The organism is Streptomyces sp. NPDC051976 (genome assembly GCF_040680795.1).
In the GTDB taxonomy this organism is placed as follows: domain Bacteria; phylum Actinomycetota; class Actinomycetes; order Streptomycetales; family Streptomycetaceae; genus Actinacidiphila.
This window is the reverse complement of sequence record NZ_JBFAXL010000041.1, coordinates 32,107-49,870: the sequence shown is the minus strand read 5'-3', so window position 1 is coordinate 49,870 and position 17,764 is coordinate 32,107. Positions and strand designations below refer to the sequence as shown.

Sequence of the window (17,764 nt, the reverse complement as noted above, 5' to 3'; positions counted from 1 at the left end):
GGTGGGCAGTGCCCATGAACCGATGGTCCCCCGCCGGGTCGCGGCATGGGGTGATCAGCGGTTCTGGCGCGTTGGAGTATGCCTGATCGGACGCCTGCCGTCACGGGCGCCCGTTACCCACCGTGCCACTTTCCGGTCACCTTTCGGTCACCGCCCGCCGGACCGGACCGCGGCGGGTATCGGCGCCCGGCCGAGCAGCCAGCGCACCCGGTCGTACGCCGTCAGGTGGTAGCCGACGAGGAGCACCGCGAAGCAGCCCGCCGCGACCGTCGCCCCCGCGGCGGCGAGCAGTGCCACCGCCGAGCCGAACACGGTCCACTCCACGGCCAGCCGCACCGGGCCGGGCACGGGGATCGGCGCCTCCCCGTTGCGCGACGGGTCGCCGGGCACGTTGAGGACGCCCCACAAAGTGGCCGCGAGCAGCGGCAGGAAGACCACGAGCGGATACCGCCACCCGCCCGAGGCGAGATGCCACCCCGCCCACGCGTCGGCGCCGAGCGCGCCGAGCTCCAGGAACAGGCGGACGGCCAGACTCGCCGGATGCGTGCTGGTGCTGTGCCAGGCCATGCGTGGAACCCCCCGTGGTGCGTCGCACGTCGTGCGTGATCGATCGCGCGCTGGGCGCGGTGAAACATGGGGCGTGAGTGTGCTGCCCGTGACCGTGATGCGCGTGATCGCTTCCCCTCGATCACTCCAGGCCGATTCTGGCACGCGGGTCCGACAACGCCACTGGTTATCGCCCCGGTTGAGTACGGCAGCGGGTCGGCGGATGAGCAGGATCACGCCCCCGCCGGGTGCCCGGCGGCCCTACGCTGCTGCGCATGGAGAGCTTGGACAGCGCGGATCCGCGCACGGTCGGCGGATATCCGCTGTTCGCGCGGCTCGGCGCGGGGGGAATGGGACAGGTCTACCTGGCGCGTACGCCTGCCGGGCGGGCACTGGCGCTGAAGACCGTACGGTCCGAGTTCGGGCTCGACCCGGGCTTCGGGGAGCGGTTCGCGCGCGAGATCCGGCACGCGGACCGGGTGCGCTCGCCGTGGACGGTGGCAGTGGTGGACTTCAGTCCCGAGGGCAGCCGTCCGCAGTGGCTGGCGACCGAGTTCGTGGCGGCGCCGTCACTGGCCGAGTGGGTCGCGGCGCACGGGCCACTGCCGGAGGCGGCCGTCACCGCGCTGGCGGCCGAGCTGTGCCAGGCGCTGGACGCGGTGCACCAGGCGGGTCTGGCGCACCGCGACGTGAAGCCGTCGAACGTCCTGCTGGCCCGGCAGCGGCCGCAGCTCATCGACTTCGGCATCGCGCGGGCCGCCGAGGACTCCCGGCACACCAGCACCGGCGGGGTGATCGGCTCGCCGGGCTTCATGGCGCCCGAGCAGGCCACCGCGGGGGCCTCGGCCGAGCCGGGCGACCTCTTCGCGCTGGCCGCCGTGCTGGTCTACGCGGCCACCGGGCACGGGCCGTTCAGCAAACCGGGCGAGTCCACCTCGACTCCCGCGCTGCTGTACCGCGTCGTGCACGAGGAGCCCGATCTCAGCGGGCTGCCCGACTCGGTGGCGCCGCTGGTGCGGGCCTGCCTGACGAAGGACCCGCAGACCCGGCCGACCGCGCGGGAGGCGCTCGGGCTGCTGCCCGGCCAGGACCGCCAGGACTGGGCCGCGACCACGCCTGCGGGACTGGCCCAGGACGTGGCGGACCGCGAGGCCGAGACGCGCGCCGCGCTGGCCGACCCCGCTCCCGTGCTCGGCCCGTCGCCGTACGCCCCGACGTCTCCCGCCGCGGGGCAGCGGTCGGGACCGTCGTCGGGACCGCAGGCGGCGCCGCAGTCCGCACCCCACCTCGCACCGCATGTCGCGCCCCGGGTCGCCCCGCAGGCGGCGCCCCGCACCGGCCCGCCCGCCGGGCCGCTGACCGGCCCCGGCCGCCCGCCGCTCGCCCAGGGCCCGCACGGCATGCGGCCCGGACCGGGCAACGCGGGCAACACCGCCCGCCCCTACTCCCCCGCCCCGGTCCGCCCCGCGCCGTCCGGCGCCCGCTGGGGCCCGGCCGCGGCGTCCCACCAGGCACCGCCGCAAGGACCCCACCAGCAGCAGCCGCAGGGGCCCATGCGCCCGCAGCCCGTACGGCCGCTGCCCCCGATCCGCAAGCCCAGCCCGGCACGGTGGATCGCGCCCATCGCGGTGGGCATCGTGGTCCTGCTGGCGGTGATCGGCGCACTGACCAACCGCCACCCCGACAAGGGAGACAGCGGCAGTACGGGCACCAGCTCCTCCGGGTCGTCGGCGGACGCGCTGCCCGCCTCCTGGGTGGGCACCTGGGTCGGCACGGGCCCCGGCAACCCGTCGGGTTCCGGCGCCGGGCAGCCGCGTACCGACCGGTTCACCGTCACCCTCACCCTCGTCGCGGGCAACCGCGGCAGTGTGGTCGGACAGCAGGTCAGCGATGTCGACGAGGTCGGCACGGGACGCAACCTGGGGTGTACGGAGGCGCTGCTGCTGGCCGAGGTGCACCCCGGCTATCTCGTCTTCGAGGCGGCCGAGAGCCACCCCACCGACGCGTCCGTCACCGGCCAGTGCCCGGTGCACAACCGCTACCAGGTCACCCAGACCGGCGCGAGCACCCTGCGGCTGGACAGCGGCGGGGCGACGGGTTCGCCGCGCACCTTCGCCAAGCAGGAGTGACAGTGACCGCGGCCCGCCCTAGGTCCCGGTCAGCCGCAGTCCGGCCCACAGCGCCGTGGTGGCGGCGAGCAGCGTCGGCGGCACGGTCAGCAGGCCGAGCCGGGTGAAGGTGCCGAGGTTCGAGTCGGTGCCGTGGTCGTGCAGGACGCGCCGCCACAGCAGGGTCGCCAGCGAGCCCGCGTAGCTGAGGTTGGGGCCGAGGTTGACGCCGATCAGCACGGCCAGCACCGGGCCAGGACCTCCGGCGGTGACCAGCGGGAGCAGCGCGAGGACGGCGGGCAGGTTGTTGATCAGGTTGGCCAGCACCGCGGCGAAGGCGGCCACCGCCAGCAGTTCGGGCAGGCCGCTGCCGTCGGGCAGCACCCGGTCGGCGGCATCGGCCAGGCCGTTGTCGACGACGGCCTTCACCACGATGCCCAGGGCGAGCACGAAAAGGCAGAACAGCGGTCCCGCGGCCGCCACCAGGCCGCGAACCGTGGCCCGGCGGCGGCGCAGTGCCCGTACGCCCAGCACGAGCGCGCCCGCCAGCGCCGCCCACGCCGGGTTGAGGCCGCCCAGCGAGGTGACCGCGAAGCCGACGAGCGTCAGGCCGAGCACCACCAGGGTGAAGACCGGGATCTTCGGCGGTTCGCCGGGCTCGGGCGCGTGCTCGGTGATCGCGAGGTCGGTGCCGAAGTAGCCGCGGAAGATCACGTATTCGATGCCCACGGCCAGCAGCCAGGGCGCCGCCATCAGCAGGGCGAAGCGGGTGAAGGACACGCCCGCGGCGGTGAACGCCAGCAGGTTCGTCAGGTTGGAGACGGGCAGCAGCAGCGAGCCGGAGTTCGCCAGGTGCGCGCAGGCGTAGACGTGCGGGCGGGCACGGGCGCCGGCGCGGGCGGCGGTCGCGATCACCACCGGGGTGAGCAGGACGACGGTGGCGTCCAGGCTGAGCACCGCGGTGACCAGCGCCGCGACGGCGAACACCCCGGCGAGCAGCCGTCGCGGCTCGCCATGGCAGGCCCGCCCCACCGCGTCGCCCGCGGCGGTGAACAGGCCGTCGTCGGCGCACAGCTCGGCCAGCACCAGCACCGCGGCGAGGAAGCCGACGACCGGCAGCAGTTCCCTGACCTGCGCCCAGGCGTCCGACGGCGAGACCGCCCCGACGGCGGTGAGCAGCGCGGCGGCCGGGACCGCGGCCGCGGCCTCCGGCCATCCGTGCGGGCGCAGCACGGCGAAGGCCAGGACGATCAGGAGTGCGGCAACCGACAGGGCCTCCGCGGCGGCGGTGTTCAGCGGTCGCTCCTGGTGCTCGGGGTGTCCACGGTCGGTCGGCCGTACCCTGCGATTCCACCATGCGCTCCCGCCGCCCCGGTGGACCCCTCCGGCCCCCGCTCCGCGTACCCCCGAACGCGCCGGCTATCCCTCCCGCGGCCAGTCGCCCCGCGCGGCCAGGTCCAGGACCAGGGCGGCGATGTTCCAGGCGTCGTCCTCGCCGCGGTGGTGGCGGCCCTCCAGCGGCAGACCGGCCAGCGTGAGCGCCTGCGCCATGCCGGGGCGGCGGCGCAGGCCGCGGGCGGTGGTGAAGACCGCCTTGGCGTTGGTGTGCCGCGCGCCGAAGGGGTACGGGACGGCCGCCGCCTGGCACTGCCGGGTGAACTGCTTGCGGTCGTAGTCGCCCCAGCTCGCCCAGGGGCGGCGCCCCGCCTCATGGCGTACCGCCAGTTCGCGGCAGGCGTCGGCGAAGGCCAGACCGCCGTCGACCTCGGCCTGGGTGAGGCCGGTCAGTTCGGTGCAGAAGGCGCTGACCGTGGAGCGGGCCGGGCGGACCAGGATGCGGTGCCTGGCCGTCCGCTCCCCCGCGTCGAGGTCGACGGTGGTCAGGCCGATCTCGATGATCTCGCAGGGCATGCCGGGCGGCGCGTCGCCGTCCCAGCAGGTCGCCTCGACGTCGACGACGTTCAGCAGCAGCGGGGAACCGTAGGACGTGGTCACCCGCGGAGACTACGCGCGTAGTCACCGCGGGTGCACGGGATTTGACGGCGGCGGGCGGTCAGCTCGCGTCGGCCAGGCTGAGGGTGTGCAGCCGCTCGGGCGGGCCGGGTCTCGCGTAGTACCAGCCCTGGCCGGTGTCGCAGCCGAGGTTGCGCAGGTGTTCGGCCTGGGTACGGGTCTCGACGCCCTCGACGGTGACGGTCAGGCCGAGCGCGTGGGCGAGGGAGACGATTCCGCCGACGATCTTGAGGTCGACGGGGTCGGCGGGGTGGCGGCGCATACCGCGGGTGAAGGACCGGTCGAGCTTGAGGACGCTGACCGGGAGCCAGCGCAGCGACGAGAGGTTGGAGTAGCCGGTGCCGAAGTCGTCGAGGGCGATCTCGACGCCGAGGTCGGCGATTCTGCGCAGCGGCTTGAGCGCGTCCTCGTCGGCTCCTATGAGGGCGCTCTCGGTGACCTCCAGGCAGAGCGAGCCGGGGTAGAGACCGGTCTCGTCGAGCACCCGGGCGACCTCGGCGACCAGCTCGGGGTGGTGCAGCTGGACGGGCGAGAGGTTGACGTTGACCCGTGGCGGGCGGCCGCCGCGGTGCTGCCGCTGCCATTCCCTGGCCTGCTGGGCGGCCTCCTCCAGCACCCAGCGGCCGAGCGGCACGATGTGGCCGGTGTTCTCGGCGAGCGGGATGAACTGGTCGGGGCCGAGCACCCCGTGCACCGGGTGGCTCCAGCGGATCAGCGCCTCGGCGCCGTGCACCGCGCCGTCGTCGAGCCCGACCAGCGGCTGGTACTCGATGAAGAACTCGCCGTGCTCCAGCGCGCTGGGCAGCTGGTTGGTCAGGCCGTGCCGGGTGATGGCGCGGGCGTCCGCGTCCGGGTCGGCGATCTCGTACCGGTTGCCGCCCATGTCCTTGGCCCGGTACATGGTGATGTCCGCGCTGCGCAGCACGTCGGCGGCGCCACGGGAGCCGACCGCGCTGTGCACGATGCCGATGCTGCCGTGCACGGGCAGTTCGCGGCCGTCGAGCAGCACCGGCGCCGACAGCGCGTCCAGGATGCGGTCGGCCAGGGCGGTGACGTCGGACGTGCTCGGCGGGTCGGTGTAGAGGGCGACGAACTCGTCGCCGCCGATCCTGGCCACCAGCTGGTCGTTGGAGGTGACACAGGACTGCAGGCGTTCGGCGACGGCCACCAGCAGCTGGTCGCCGACGGCGTGGCCGAGGCTGTCGTTGACGGCCTTGAAGCCGTCGAGGTCGAGGTAGCAGACGCCGATCCGGCTGGTGCCGCTGTCCGAGGCGAGCGCCTCGTCGAGCGCCTCGAAGAAGAGTGTGCGGTTGGGCAGTCCGGTGAGGGCGTCGTGGGTGGCCTGGTGGCGCAGCCGCTGCACCAGGCCGCGCCGCTCGGTGATGTCCTCCAGCAGGGCGAGCTGGTACTGCGGCCGGCCCTCGGAGTCGCGCATCAGCGACACCCGCAGGTTGGCCCACAGCAGCGAGCCGTCGGCGCGCGGGTACGCCTTCTCCACGTGGTACGACTCGCGGTCGCCGCGTACCAGTTCGGCGTTGAGGGTGCGGGTGCCCGGCGCGTTGTCGGGGTGCACCCACTCGCTCACGTTGCGCCGCATGACGTGTGACGCGCTGCCGAACATCCGGGAGAGCGCGTCGTTGATCTCCAGTACGCGGCCGTCCAGGTCGGCGATGCCGATGCCGATGGCGGCGCCCTCGAAGACCGCGCGGAACCGGGCTTCGCTGGCCGCCAGCGCGCCTTCCGCCTCGGTCTGCGCGTTGAGCGCCGCCCTGGATATGGACTCCTGCTCCCGCAGGGTGCGTTCGCGCAGCGCCCGGGAGAAGCCGACGCTGATCGCGTGCTGGAGCCGGGCGCAGCGGGCCCGGCTCTCGTCGATGGCGAGGCCGGGGCCCGGCGGGCAGTAGAGCACCAGGTAGGCGTCGACCACGCCGAGGATGCTGGGCAGCGCCTCGGGGTCGGTGCAGTGCGCGGCGATCAGCGCGGCGCCGACGCCGACGGCCGGGCGCGGGTCGAAGGGGTGCCCGTGCAGGGCGTCGCTCAGCACCCGGGCGAGCGGGACCAGATGGTCCTCGAACTCGCCGCGCGTCATCGAGGTGGCGGTCACCGGGTAGATCGCCCGGCTCCAGATGGCGGCGAACCGCCGCAGGCTGTCGGCCGGGTCCCCTTCGGCCAGGGTGCCCTCGTCGCTCCCGGCGGCGGCCGGACCGGCGGTCACGCCTTCAGCCCCACACCCGCGAGGCCGTGCAGCATGGCGGGGTCGTCGTCCTCGTTGACCGGGGTGTCGGGCCGCCAGAAGGGCAGCGGGACGATGCCGGGGTCGACGATGTCGAAGCCGTCGAAGAACGGTTCCAGTTCGGCCCGGGTCCGCATGATCAGCGGGGTGGTGGTGCGCTGGTAGACCGCCTGGACGCCGCGCTGCCCGTCGGACATCGAGCCGCCCTCCAGGGTGGCGTGGGTGACCACCAGGACGCTGCCGGGCGCCAGCGCGTCCCGCAGGGTCGCGACCACCGCGCAGGGGTCGTCGGCGTCGGTGAGGAAGTGCAGCACCGCGACCAGCAGCAGCGCGACCGGCTTGTCGAGGTCGAGCATCGCCTTGGTCTCGGGGCTGTCGAGGATGCTGAGCGGGTCGCGCAGGTCCGCGGCGGCGATCGTGGCGTTGTCGTTGCCGTCGAGTACGGCGCGGCTGTGGGCGACCGCGACGGGGTCGTTGTCGACATAGACGACACGGGCGCCGGGGCTGGCCGCCTGGGCGACCTCGTGCACGTTGCCGAAGGTGGGGATGCCCGAGCCGATGTCGAGGAACTGCGTGATTCCCCGGTCGGCGGCGAATCGCACCGCGCGGCGCATCACCGCGCGGTTGGCCTGGCCGATCTTGGGAATACCCGGCATGACCTCCAGGGCGAGCCTGGCGGCCTCCCTGTCCACCTCGAAGTTGTGCGAGCCGCCGAGAAAGTAGTCGTAGATCCGGGAAACGCTGGGCACGGTGAGATCAATGCCCTGCGGGGCCCAGGAAGGACGGTCGGTCACGGTTGCGGTCTCCAGGTCATGGGGCTCAACGGACGCGTCACTGGCGGCTGTTCGGCGATGGGCCACGGCGTGGTCGGGGGCTCCTGCTTACCCTGAGAGGCTACTGATCACATGTTCGGAGTGAAACACACAACCGGAAATGAGACGTCCGTTTTTGGACAACAACCACCGGCATGTGCATATGCGAAAACGCGCACCTGCGAAGACACGCACACAACATGCACACACAAAGCGGGTCCGCGGCCACAATCAGCCACGGACCCGCAGTCGTTTTTCGGACAGGTTCAGCAGGCGCCCTCGTCCTGCCACACGCCCCACTCACCGGTGGTGCCGGGCTCCTCGTTGGTGGTCCACCACTTGGCCTTCCACTTGTGGCCGTTGTGCGCGACCTCGTTGCCGTTGACGTAGACCGCGCTCGCGCTCCACTCGGCCACGGTGCAACTGCCGCCGCCGGGCGGGGTGGTGGTCGGCGGAGTCGTCGTGGGCGGGTTGCTGGGCGGCGTCGCGCCGGCGAACTTCACCGAGAACTTCGCGAAGTCCCACGGGTTCTGCGCCACGCTGCTGCAGGTGCCGGAGGTGGTGCCGTTGTCCGGCGGGTTGCACTGCCGGTCCCGGTTGAGCGACCAGAAGGTGAAGCGGCCCATGCCGTGGCTGGTCGCGTAGTCCAGCACGGTCTGGAAGTCCGCCTGGTAGAAGTACTCGCCGGAGTCGCTGCGGCCGTTCATGCCGGAGAAGCCCTCGTGGGCGTAGGCGGTCGCGGTGTCCCAGCCGAAGGTGGTCTTCAGCAGGCCGTTGAAGGCCGTGAGCGCGCTGGTCTGCGACGCCGCCCCGTTGAAGCCGCCGTCGAACGGCATGATCGAGAAGTTGTTGGGCGTGAAGCCCTGCGACTTGGCCTCGTTGAGCATCTGCTGCCCGAACCAGCCGGTGCCCGCCGCGGTACCCGCCGTGGTCACCGACACGTACAGGCCGGGGTTGTTCTGCTGGAGGATCTTGGCGGCGCCGATCTCGTGCGCGACGGCGGCGGTGTTCTCGTACTCCGGCTCCTCCAGGTCGAAGTCGATCGCCTTGAGCTGGTACTTGGTGATCACCTGCTGGTACGCGGCCGCCGTGGAGGCGGCGTCGGAGCAGGCCTGGCCGAGCTTGGTGCCGCCGTAGCCGCCGATCGAGACGGAGACGTCGCCGCCCTTGGCGCGGATCGCGGAGATGACGCCGCCCACCGCGGTGTCCGACGACACGGGGCTGGTGCCGCTCCATGTCGGGCTGCAGCCACCGCCGTTGGGGGCCAGGATGAAGGCGAGCTGGAACGCCTTGAGGCCAGTGGCGTCCATGATGGCCGTCGCGTCGGGCGGGTTGTTGTCGGTGGGCATCAGATACGGGGCTGCCGCGTACCAGTTGTTGCCCAGGGCGTTCGGCGAGACGGTGGCTCCGCTGGCCTGTCCTGAGCTCAGCGCCGCGGCCGTACCGAGCCCGGCCACGGCCAGGACGGCGGCGGCCACACCCGAGCCGAGTGCTTTGAAGCGGTTCACGTCGGAACCTCCTGTGGGGGGAACGTGGCAGTCAGAATCCTGCCCTGGCGCGGACCCGTCAATGGGCTGGTCCAGACCTTTAGAGCAATCCACCAATTGGTCTCTACCACTTGCCCGTTGAGTCCGTTTTCCGTCCCGCCACATGTACGGCGACCGGCCCGCTGAACCCGTCCCGCCCCACCGCGCCCGCACAACCCCAGGTCCGGGCCCCGCACCCCGGGGGGTTGTCGGGGGCGGGGCCCGGCGGCGGTCAGACCACGCCGACCGCGGCGAGCGCGCGGCGCTGCCCGGGGCTCGGGTGCGCGGGGAAGTAGAGATAGCAGACACCGCCGGTGCCGCCGCTCACTCCGCCGGAGGCGTTGATCCGCTTGGTGCGCAGCCAGATCGTTTCAAACTGGGCCCGCTTGTAGACGTTGCGGACCCGGTCGTCGGCGGAGCACGCCGGGTCGTTGGCGACCACGTCGCCCTCCGGGGTGAAGCCCGCGATGCACATCAGATGCCCGGAGGTGCCGTAGCCGGCGCCGTCCAGCTCCGAGGCCAGGAACGACTGTGACGTTATGACCGGGATCCCGGCCTTCACCAGGCGCTCGATGTCGTTGAGGGAGTGCAGCCGGGTGATGACGCCCTGCAGGTCGCGGTAGGTCGCCGCGTAGGCGGCGTTGAAGGGCCAGTTGCCGCAGCCCTCGTACTGGTAGTCATAGGTGTAGCGGGCGCCCTGGTCGACCTGCGGGTCGGCGTAGGAGGGGTCGACCCAGGCCATGTCGGCGGCGGTCGGGCCGCGGCCCCAGTACTCGATGACCATCGTCGACGAGGTCGGGCTGCACCACGCCTCGCCGCCGTTGTCGTACTGCGGGTACTGGCCCTTGTGGATGTTCTGCGAGTAGTGCGGCACCGGCAGTTCGATGCCCGCGCCCACGCCGGGCACCGAGGCCGGGACGGTGAAGCGGTCGGGGATGTTCGAGGCCATCGCGCCGAGCCGCCACACCGTGGGGGTCAGCTCGCTGCCGGGCTTGCGCAGCAGCGTCAGCCGCAGCCGGTACGACGCCAGCAGCGGTCCCGCGGTGGTGTCGTCGATGGAGAAGGTGTCGGTCCAGATGCTGCTCTTGTTGTCGGTCTGGCCGTCCACCGAGGTGCGCCGGATGTCGTCGGGGCCGTCGCCCGCGGTCCACCGGCCCATGATGTAGGCGGGGGTGGCGGTGCCGTCGGTGTAGGTGCCGAGCAGTTCGACCTGGAGCCAGGTGCCCGCCGGGGTGTCCGCGTTCCACGAGGCGATCAGCTCGCTGGCGGGGTGCGGCAGACGGCGTACCGGGGAGGTCCAGGTGGCCGTCTCCCAGGTGGCGGTGGTGCTGGTGTGCGGGTCGGTGTACGTGAAGGTGCCGGTCGCCCGGCCGATCTGCAGTCCCGGCCGCCGCCCCGGCACCGGGCGGGTGCCGGACCGGTCGCCGAACAGCCAGTCGGGGTACGACGTCCAGCCGTGGTAGTCGACGGGTGCGTCGTCGGTCGTGGCGCCGCCCCCGTCGTGCCGCGCGGGGGCGGCACCGGCCGCGCGGGGGGACGCGGCCGGAGCGGCGGAGGCCGGGCTTGCGGAGGCGGATGTCGCCGTCGCGGTCGCCGCGGCCGCCGCCAGCGCGGCGGTCAGCACGGCACGCCGGGGCGCATGTCTGGTCATGTGCGGTGTTCCCCTCGGTGGACACGGGAAATTCCCGCCGCCCCTTTGGAAAGGCGTGGCAGGTGGGGACAACTATCGTCGTTCACCGGCCGTTTCCACCAGGGTTCTCGGCGCGCGCCGGACACCAATATTGGACTGGACCTCTGAAAGCCCGCAGCCCGCTCAGCCGGGGAGAACCACCAGGTCACGTCCTGTCAGATTGAGCCGCTCGCCGCCGCTTTCCGTGCACACCGCAATATCCTCGATGCGCGCGCCGAATGTGCCGGGCAGATAGATCCCGGGTTCGATCGAGAACGCCATTCCGGGTTCCAGCGCGCGTTTGCCGCCCGCCACGATGTACGGCTCCTCGTGGGTCTCCAGCCCGATGCCGTGGCCGGTGCGGTGGATGAAGTGCTCGCCGTATCCGGCGTCGGTGATGATGTCGCGGCCGATCGCGTCCAGTTCTTCCGAGGTGACGCCGGGCCGTACCGCCTCGGTCTGCGCGGTCTGCGCGCGCAGCAGCACCTCGTACAGCTCGCGGAACGCGGCGGGCGGCTCGCCGACCGCGTAGGTCCGGGTGGAGTCGGAGCAGTAGCCGTCGGCGGTGGTGCCGCCGATGTCGACGACCACCGGGTCGCCGCTGTGGATCACCCGGTCGGAGACCTCGTGGTGCGGACTGGCGCCGTTGGGCCCGGAGGCCACGATGACGAAGTCGACGCGCTCGTGGCCCGCCTCGACGATGGCGTCCGCGATGTCCTTGGCGACCTCGCGCTCGGTGCGGCCCGGCCGCAGCCACTCCCCCATCCTGCGGTGCACCCGGTCGATGGCGGCGCCCGCCTGGCGCAGCGCCGCCACCTCGGCGGTGTTCTTGCGGATCCGCAGCTCCGACAGCACGTCCCCGGCGAGCACCGGCTGCGCGGCGGGCAGCGCGGCCTGGAAGGCGAGCAGCTTCTCGGCCCACATGTGGTTGTCGACGGCGAACCGGATGGCGCCGACGGGGATGCGGCGGGCGATCAGCGCGTAGGCGTCGTCGGTCTCGCCGAAGCCGACGATGTCGATGCCGAGGGCGCCGGCGGGTGAGGCCAGCGCGGCGGGCCGCTCCAGGTTGGGCACCACCAGGAAGGCGTCGGCGGTGGCCGGCACCACCAGACAGGTCAGCCGCTCCAGCGGCAGCGCCTGGTAGCCGGTCAGATAGCGCAGGTCGGCGCCGGGCGAGACGAGCATCACGTCGAGCCCGGCGTCGGCGGTGGCCTTGCGGGCGAGTGCGAGGCGATCGGCGGGGTGGAGCGCGGAGTCTGTCACGCCGTCCACGGTAATCCGCCGCGCCCCCCGCCGCAGCGATGCGCGGTGGCGAGCCGCGCGCGTGGAGAGCCGCCGTGGAGATCGGGGCGGCAGACCCTACGCTGCGGTCCATGGACGACGACGGTCTCGCTCTCGCTCCGCTGGCCGACGCGCTGGCCGCGCTCACCCCCTCCTGCGGACCGGTGCGGCTGGTGGCCGTGGACGGCCACGCGGGCTCCGGCAAGAGCACACTCGCCGGGCGGCTGGCCGAGCGGCTCGGCGGCGCGCCGGTGGTCCATCTGGACGATCTGGCCACCCACACCGAGCCGTTCGGCTGGGAGGAGCGGCTGGCGGCCCAGGTGCTGGGACCGCTGGCCGAGGGCCGTACCGCCCGCCATCAGCGCTACGACTGGACCGCCCGCCGGTTCGCCGGGGAGCGGGAGATCCCGGCGGCGCCGGTGGTGCTGCTCGACGGGGTGGGCAGCGGGCGGCGGGTGGTACGCCCGTACCTGGCACGGCTGTTGTGGCTGGAGGTGGACCCGGCGACCGCCCGGCGCCGCGGGCTGCTGCGCGACGGACCCGAGCTGGCGCACTTCTGGACCGGGTGGACCCGCGACGAGGACGACCACTTCGCGGCGGACCCCTCACGCCCGTTCGCGGATCTCCTGGTCCATCAGACGGATGACGGATATCGGGCGGTTCCGGGCCCCGCCACCCGCCGTCCGGAGCCGCCCGGCGGTCACCCGCGGTGACGACTCGACGGCGGTGCGCCGCTGCCGCGTGACACCCGTGCGGATGTCGGTCGGCACCGCTTGACCGGCCGGGTATCCAGCAATTACGTTTTCAACAAGCGGTTGTGAACGACCGCTCAGTGAACGCGGAGCCCCCGGTTGTTCCCCCGTGACCGGGGGCTTCGTCCTGTCTCCAGGCCGTGATCGGCCCGTCGAGGCCCCTGTTTCCTCACGCAGCGTCACCGCTCGGCGGCCGTCCGTCGAAGCCCCCGCCACCGGCTGCTCCCGGCCGACGCCTCGCGGCACCCTACGGCCCGCACGACATCGCGGGTACGATGCGAAACGGGCGGGAGCGGCGGCCGGGGGTGTGCCGCTGCCTGTTCCAACTCCCGCCCCGGGACCAGGGGTTGGGGGCCGAAGGGGCAGCGGTCCGGCGTGGCGCGGGGGAACGATTGGTGGGGACTTGATGGACTTCGGCACCGAGCGTCCGGGCGCCCCGGCCGATCTCGCGTGGCTGCGCGGCGTGGACGCGTACACGATGGGCGCCTACGTACAGGCCGAGGAGGAGTTCCGGTCCGCGGTGCGGATCGACCCCGGCATGGCGGACGCCTGGCTCGGCCTGCACGCGCTGCGCGCCGACACCGCGACGGCGCTGCTGCAGATGTACCGGCACCGGGACCGCTTCGGCGAGCAGCGCGCCGCCCACCGCCGCACCCTCAACTCCTGGTACTGGCTGGGCTGGTGGGTGCAGCCGGTGCTGGAGACCAGCCGCGACCTGCTGCTGGCGCACGCCTCGCACTGGCTGGACGGCCGCCATGTCGCCGAGCTGGACCGGGCGCTCGCGGACTGCCCTCCGGTCGACACCGACCCGCAGGTGCGCTTTCTGTACGCCTGCCGCGACTACCTGGTCAAGGACTGGGAGCGGCTGGTGCGGCACACCGAGCCGCTGCTCGGCGACCCCGTACTGGGCATCGAGGCGGGCCTGTTCGGCGGGATGGCCCGGGTCAGGCTGGAGATGTGCGGCCAGGCCGAGCCGCTGCTGGCCGCGGCCCTGATGCGCTGCCGCAGCGAGCAGCCGCAGCGCAAGGAGTTGCGCTACTGGCTGGCCCGCGCCTACGAGGGCACCGGCCGCACCGCCGCCGCCGTGCCGCTGTACCGCGCGGTGCACCGGGTGGACCCGGCGTTCATGGACACCGCGGCCCGGCTCGCCGCGATCCACGAGACCGACGACGGGCTGGACGAGAGCGCGGGCCTGGCCGCGGTGTCACTGGCCGGGAGCGGCCAGGCGATGCCCGAGGGCGGCGACCTGGACGCGGCGCTGCTCGGCGACCCCGGCGACGGCGGCGTCTCCGCGGCGCCGGGACCCGACCCGGACGAGGCGCTGCTGACCGGCGGCGCGCTGGACGAGGACGTACGGGACCGGTCCACGTCCCCACTGGGCGGCGGACTGCCCAGCCAGCTCCCGATGGGCGGCTCCGATCCGGTGCTGCTCACCCAGGCCCTGGCCGAACTCGACCGCATGGTGGGGCTCGAGCCGGTCAAGCGCCAGGTGCGGGCGCTCTCGGCGCAGCTCAGGATGGCCCGGCTGCGGGCCGGGCAGGGCCTGCCGGTCCAGCCGCCCAAGCGCCACTTCGTCTTCTCCGGCCCCTCCGGCACCGGCAAGACCACCGTGGCCCGCATCCTCGGCCGGGTCTTCTACGCCCTCGGCCTGCTCGGCGGCGACCATCTGGTGGAGGCCCAACGCTCCGACCTGGTGGGCGAGTTCCTCGGCCAGACCGCCGTGAAGGCCAATGAGCTGATCGACTCCGCACTCGGCGGTGTGCTGTTCGTCGACGAGGCGTACGCGCTGTCCAACTCCGGTTACAGCAAGGGCGACGCGTACGGCGACGAGGCCCTGCAGGTGCTGCTCAAGCGCGCCGAGGACAACCGCGACCGGCTGGTGGTCATCCTGGCCGGGTACCCCGAGGGCATGGACCGGCTGCTCGCCGCCAACCCCGGTCTCAGCTCCCGCTTCACCACCCGGGTCGACTTCCCCAGCTACCGCCCGCTGGAGCTGACCCGTATCGGCCAGGTGCTGGCGGCCGACAACGGCGACCAGTGGGACGAGGAGGCGCTGGAGGAGCTGCTGGCCATCGCCGGGCACGTGGTGGACCAGGGTTGGATCGACGAACTCGGCAACGGCCGCCTGCTGCGCACGCTGTACGAGAAGAGCTGCGCCTACCGCGACCTGCGGCTGTCGGAGTACCCGGCCACCCCGAGCCGCGAGGAGCTGTCCACACTGCGGCTGCCCGACCTGATGCAGGCGTACGGCGAGGTGCTGTCCGGGCGGGGCCCCGGGGTGACCCCGCCCGACGCGGCCGAGTAGCCGCGGGAGCCCTCAGCTCACCAGCTCCCCCGGGTCGGCGGGTGCGGGCGAGGGGGCGGGCACCGCGGGATCCCGGTGGGACGGGTCGCGGACCTCGCCGACCAGCATTTCGAGGACGTCCTCCAGGGCGACCAGGCCGAGGACCCGGCCGGAGGCGTCGGCGACCGCCGCCAGGTGCGAGGCGGCCCGCCGCATCGCGGTGAGCGCGTCGTCCAGCGGCAGGTCGGCGCGCAGGGTGGTGATCGGCCGCCACAACCGCTGCGGCACCGGGCGGTCGACCGCCTCCACGTCGAGGACGTCCTTGACGTGCAGATAGCCGAGGTACCCGAGCGCCGCCCCGTCCTGCTCCCCGGCGCCGCCCTGACCCGGGTCGCCGCCGGTCGCGGCGATCGGGAAGCGGGAGTAGCCGGTGCGTACCGTCAGCTCCTCGACCTCGCGCGGGGTGGCCGAGGGGGCGAGCGTGACCAGGTCGGCCGGGGCGAGCAGCACTTCGGTGACCGGGCGGGTGCCCAGCTCCAGCGCGTCCTCCAGCCGCTCCTGCTCGTCGTGGTCGAGCAGCCCCGCCTGCCGGGCGTCCTCGACCAGGACGGTCAGTTCGGCACTGGTGAAGACGGCGTCGACCTCGTCCTTGGGTTCGACCCTGAAGGCCCGCAGGATCAGCCGGGCGCAGGTCCCCAGCACGGCGATGACGGGGCGGAACACCCGGGCGAAGCCGACGAGTCCGGGGCTGAGCCACAGGGCGGTCTTCTCCGGCGCCGCCATCGCCAGGTTCTTCGGCACCATCTCGCCGATCACCAGGTGCAGGAAGACCACCACGGCCAGTGCCAGCACGTAGCCGATCGGGTGGACCAGGTCCTCGGGCATCCGGAGGGCGGAGAACACCGGCTCCAGCAGGTGCGCGACCGTCGGTTCCGCGACGGCGCCGAGGGTCAGCGAGCAGATGGTGATGCCGAACTGGGCGGCGGCCATCATCTCGGGGAGGTGTTCCAGGCCGTAGAGCACGGTACGGGCCCGGCGCTGGCCGGCGGCCAGCGGTTCGATCTGGCTGCGGCGCACGGAGACCAGGGCGAACTCGGCGCCGACGAAGAAGCCGTTGCCGAGTACCAGCAGCAGGGCGAAGAGGAGTTGGAGGGCGCTCATACCGGCGTCTCCTCCCCCGCGTCGGGTGCGATACGCACGATCCGGACGCGTTCGGCGCGGTGGTGGGCCACTTCGCGCACCCGCAGCCGCCAGCCGGGGAGTTCGGCCTCGTCACCCGGTTCGGGGATGCGGGCCAGCAGGTCGGCGACGAGTCCGGCGACCGTCTCGTACGGTCCTTCGGGGGCCCGCAGACCTATCCGGGCCAGGGTGTCTATCCGGCAGCTGCCGTCGGCGTCCCAGGCGGGCAGGCCCGACTCGGGCGCTGCCTGGGCGAGTTCCGGCAGGTCGGCGGCGTCGTGCTCGTCGCGCACCTCGCCGACCAGCTCCTCGACGATGTCCTCCAGGGTGACCACGCCGGCCGTGCCGCCGTACTCGTCGACGACCACCGCTATCGGCTGCTGGCTGCGCAGCATCTCCAGCAGGAGCTGGCCGGGCAGCGTCTCGGGAACCAGCAGCGGGGCGACGGCGATCCGGCCCGCGGGGGTGCGGTCGCGCTGGTCGGCCGGGACGGCGAGCGCGTCCTTGAGGTGCACCATGCCGACGATGTCGTCGAGCCGCTCCCGGTAGACGGGGAAGCGGGACAGGCCGGTGGCGCGGGTGAGGTTGAGGACGTCCGCGGCGGTCGCGGTGTCCTCCAGCGCGCTGACCCGCACCCGGGGGGTCATCACGTTCTCCGCGGTGAGGTCGCCCAGCGACAGGGTGCGGACGAAGAGGTCCGCGGTGTCCTGCTCCAGGGCCCCGGCCAGGGCGGAGTGCCGGGCCAGCGAGACCAGTTCGGTGGGGGTACGGGCGGAGGCCAGCTCGTCGGCGGGCTCCACGCCCAGCATCCGCACCAGCCGGTTGGCGGCCCGGTTGAGCAGCTCGATGACCGGCCGGAAGGCGCGGGAGAAGGCGCGCTGCGGTCCCGCCACCACCCGGGCGACGGCCAGCGGGCGGGAGACCGCCCAGTTCTTGGGGACCAGTTCGCCGATCACCATCTGGACGGCGGAGGCGATCATCATGCCGAGCACGACGGCGATGCCGGGCGCGGCACCCTCGGGGAGCCCGGCCGAGGTCAGCGGGCCGGTGAGCAGGTCGGCGAGGGCGGGTTCCGCGAGCATGCCGACGACCAGCGAGGTGATGGTGATGCCGAGCTGGGTGCCGGAGAGCTGGAAGGAGAGTTTGCGCAGGGCCGCCACGACGCTGCGGGCCCGGCGGTCACCAGCGGCGGCGGCGCGTTCCGCGGCGGGCCGCTCCACGGTCACCAGGCCGAACTCGGCGGCGACGAAGAAGCCGTTGGCGAGGATCAGGACGAGGGCCGCTGCGAGCAGCAGCAGGGAGGTGCTCATGATGCCGCCGCTCCGAAATGCCATGAGGGAGGGGCGGCGCAGGTACTACCG

13 protein-coding genes are annotated in these 17,764 nt (G+C 73.1%); 3 read left to right on the top strand and 10 right to left on the bottom strand.

Annotated elements, in window-relative coordinates; translation table 11 throughout:
- Nucleotides 1-147: 147 nt before the first annotated feature.
- Nucleotides 148-567: a YrdB family protein gene (locus AB0M29_RS31655; RefSeq protein WP_365388888.1), complete on the bottom strand. Its 420-nt coding sequence runs from the start codon at nt 565-567 to the stop codon at nt 148-150.
- Nucleotides 568-821: 254 nt separating this feature from the next.
- Here AB0M29_RS31655 and AB0M29_RS31650 point away from each other — a divergent pair, with 254 nt between their 5' ends.
- Nucleotides 822-2,675, top strand: a complete 1,854-nt coding sequence (locus tag AB0M29_RS31650) for a protein kinase (protein WP_365388886.1) — start codon at nt 822-824, stop codon at nt 2,673-2,675.
- 18 nt (nt 2,676-2,693) lie between these two features.
- Here AB0M29_RS31650 and AB0M29_RS31645 read toward each other — a convergent pair whose 3' ends face one another.
- The 7 genes from AB0M29_RS31645 to AB0M29_RS31615 all read right to left on the bottom strand — a co-directional run bounded on the left by AB0M29_RS31645 (nt 2,694) and on the right by AB0M29_RS31615 (nt 12,170).
- Nucleotides 2,694-3,950, bottom strand: a complete 1,257-nt coding sequence (locus AB0M29_RS31645; RefSeq protein WP_365388952.1) for an SLC13 family permease — start codon at nt 3,948-3,950, stop codon at nt 2,694-2,696.
- Between the two features lie 123 nt (nt 3,951-4,073).
- Nucleotides 4,074-4,649, bottom strand: a complete 576-nt coding sequence (locus AB0M29_RS31640; protein WP_365388883.1) for a 3'-5' exonuclease — start codon at nt 4,647-4,649, stop codon at nt 4,074-4,076.
- Nucleotides 4,650-4,707: 58 nt separating this feature from the next.
- A complete protein-coding gene (locus AB0M29_RS31635) occupies nt 4,708-6,840 on the bottom strand; it encodes an EAL domain-containing protein (protein ID WP_365388950.1) in 2,133 nt (710 codons plus the stop codon).
- 38 nt (nt 6,841-6,878) lie between these two features.
- Complete coding sequence (locus AB0M29_RS31630) at nt 6,879-7,694, bottom strand: SAM-dependent methyltransferase (RefSeq protein WP_365388881.1); 816 nt, start codon at nt 7,692-7,694, stop codon at nt 6,879-6,881.
- 284 nt (nt 7,695-7,978) lie between these two features.
- On the bottom strand, nt 7,979-9,220 hold the full coding sequence (locus AB0M29_RS31625; RefSeq protein ID WP_365388879.1) for a carbohydrate-binding protein: 1,242 nt from the start codon (nt 9,218-9,220) through the stop codon (nt 7,979-7,981).
- A gap of 250 nt (nt 9,221-9,470) precedes the next feature.
- On the bottom strand, nt 9,471-10,889 hold the full coding sequence (locus AB0M29_RS31620; protein ID WP_365388877.1) for a peptidase C39 family protein: 1,419 nt from the start codon (nt 10,887-10,889) through the stop codon (nt 9,471-9,473).
- A gap of 162 nt (nt 10,890-11,051) precedes the next feature.
- Nucleotides 11,052-12,170, bottom strand: coding sequence for a Xaa-Pro peptidase family protein (locus AB0M29_RS31615; RefSeq protein WP_365388875.1), 1,119 nt, complete (start codon nt 12,168-12,170; stop codon nt 11,052-11,054).
- A 110-nt stretch (nt 12,171-12,280) separates the two neighbouring features.
- Between AB0M29_RS31615 and AB0M29_RS31610 the strand changes: the two genes are divergently transcribed.
- Both AB0M29_RS31610 and AB0M29_RS31605 read left to right on the top strand, forming a co-directional pair.
- Nucleotides 12,281-12,901, top strand: coding sequence for a hypothetical protein (locus tag AB0M29_RS31610; protein WP_365388873.1), 621 nt, complete (start codon nt 12,281-12,283; stop codon nt 12,899-12,901).
- A gap of 445 nt (nt 12,902-13,346) precedes the next feature.
- A complete protein-coding gene (locus tag AB0M29_RS31605) occupies nt 13,347-15,245 on the top strand; it encodes an AAA family ATPase (protein WP_365388871.1) in 1,899 nt (632 codons plus the stop codon).
- Nucleotides 15,246-15,257: 12 nt separating this feature from the next.
- On the opposite strand, the gene AB0M29_RS31600 is transcribed toward AB0M29_RS31605, so the two are convergent.
- Both AB0M29_RS31600 and AB0M29_RS31595 read right to left on the bottom strand, forming a co-directional pair.
- Nucleotides 15,258-16,385: a hemolysin family protein gene (locus tag AB0M29_RS31600; RefSeq protein ID WP_365388868.1), complete on the bottom strand. Its 1,128-nt coding sequence runs from the start codon at nt 16,383-16,385 to the stop codon at nt 15,258-15,260.
- Entirely contained in the window at nt 16,382-17,713 is a 1,332-nt protein-coding gene (locus AB0M29_RS31595; RefSeq protein ID WP_365388866.1) for a hemolysin family protein, read from the bottom strand. Before AB0M29_RS31595 ends, AB0M29_RS31600 begins: the two co-directional genes overlap by 4 nt.
- Nucleotides 17,714-17,764: the final 51 nt, after the last annotated feature.

What these genes read in the sequence shown, in the direction of transcription:
- AB0M29_RS31605 (WP_365388871.1), top strand. Translation starts at nt 13,347, where the DNA reads ATGGACTTCGGCACCGAGCGTCCGGGCGCCCCGGCCGATCTCGCGTGG.
- AB0M29_RS31595 (WP_365388866.1), bottom strand. Translation starts at nt 17,713, where the DNA reads ATGAGCACCTCCCTGCTGCTGCTCGCAGCGGCCCTCGTCCTGATCCTC.
- AB0M29_RS31650 (WP_365388886.1), top strand. Translation starts at nt 822, where the DNA reads ATGGAGAGCTTGGACAGCGCGGATCCGCGCACGGTCGGCGGATATCCG.
- AB0M29_RS31600 (WP_365388868.1), bottom strand. Translation starts at nt 16,385, where the DNA reads ATGAGCGCCCTCCAACTCCTCTTCGCCCTGCTGCTGGTACTCGGCAAC.
- AB0M29_RS31610 (WP_365388873.1), top strand. Translation starts at nt 12,281, where the DNA reads ATGGACGACGACGGTCTCGCTCTCGCTCCGCTGGCCGACGCGCTGGCC.
- AB0M29_RS31655 (WP_365388888.1), bottom strand. Translation starts at nt 567, where the DNA reads ATGGCCTGGCACAGCACCAGCACGCATCCGGCGAGTCTGGCCGTCCGC.
- AB0M29_RS31620 (WP_365388877.1), bottom strand. Translation starts at nt 10,889, where the DNA reads ATGACCAGACATGCGCCCCGGCGTGCCGTGCTGACCGCCGCGCTGGCG.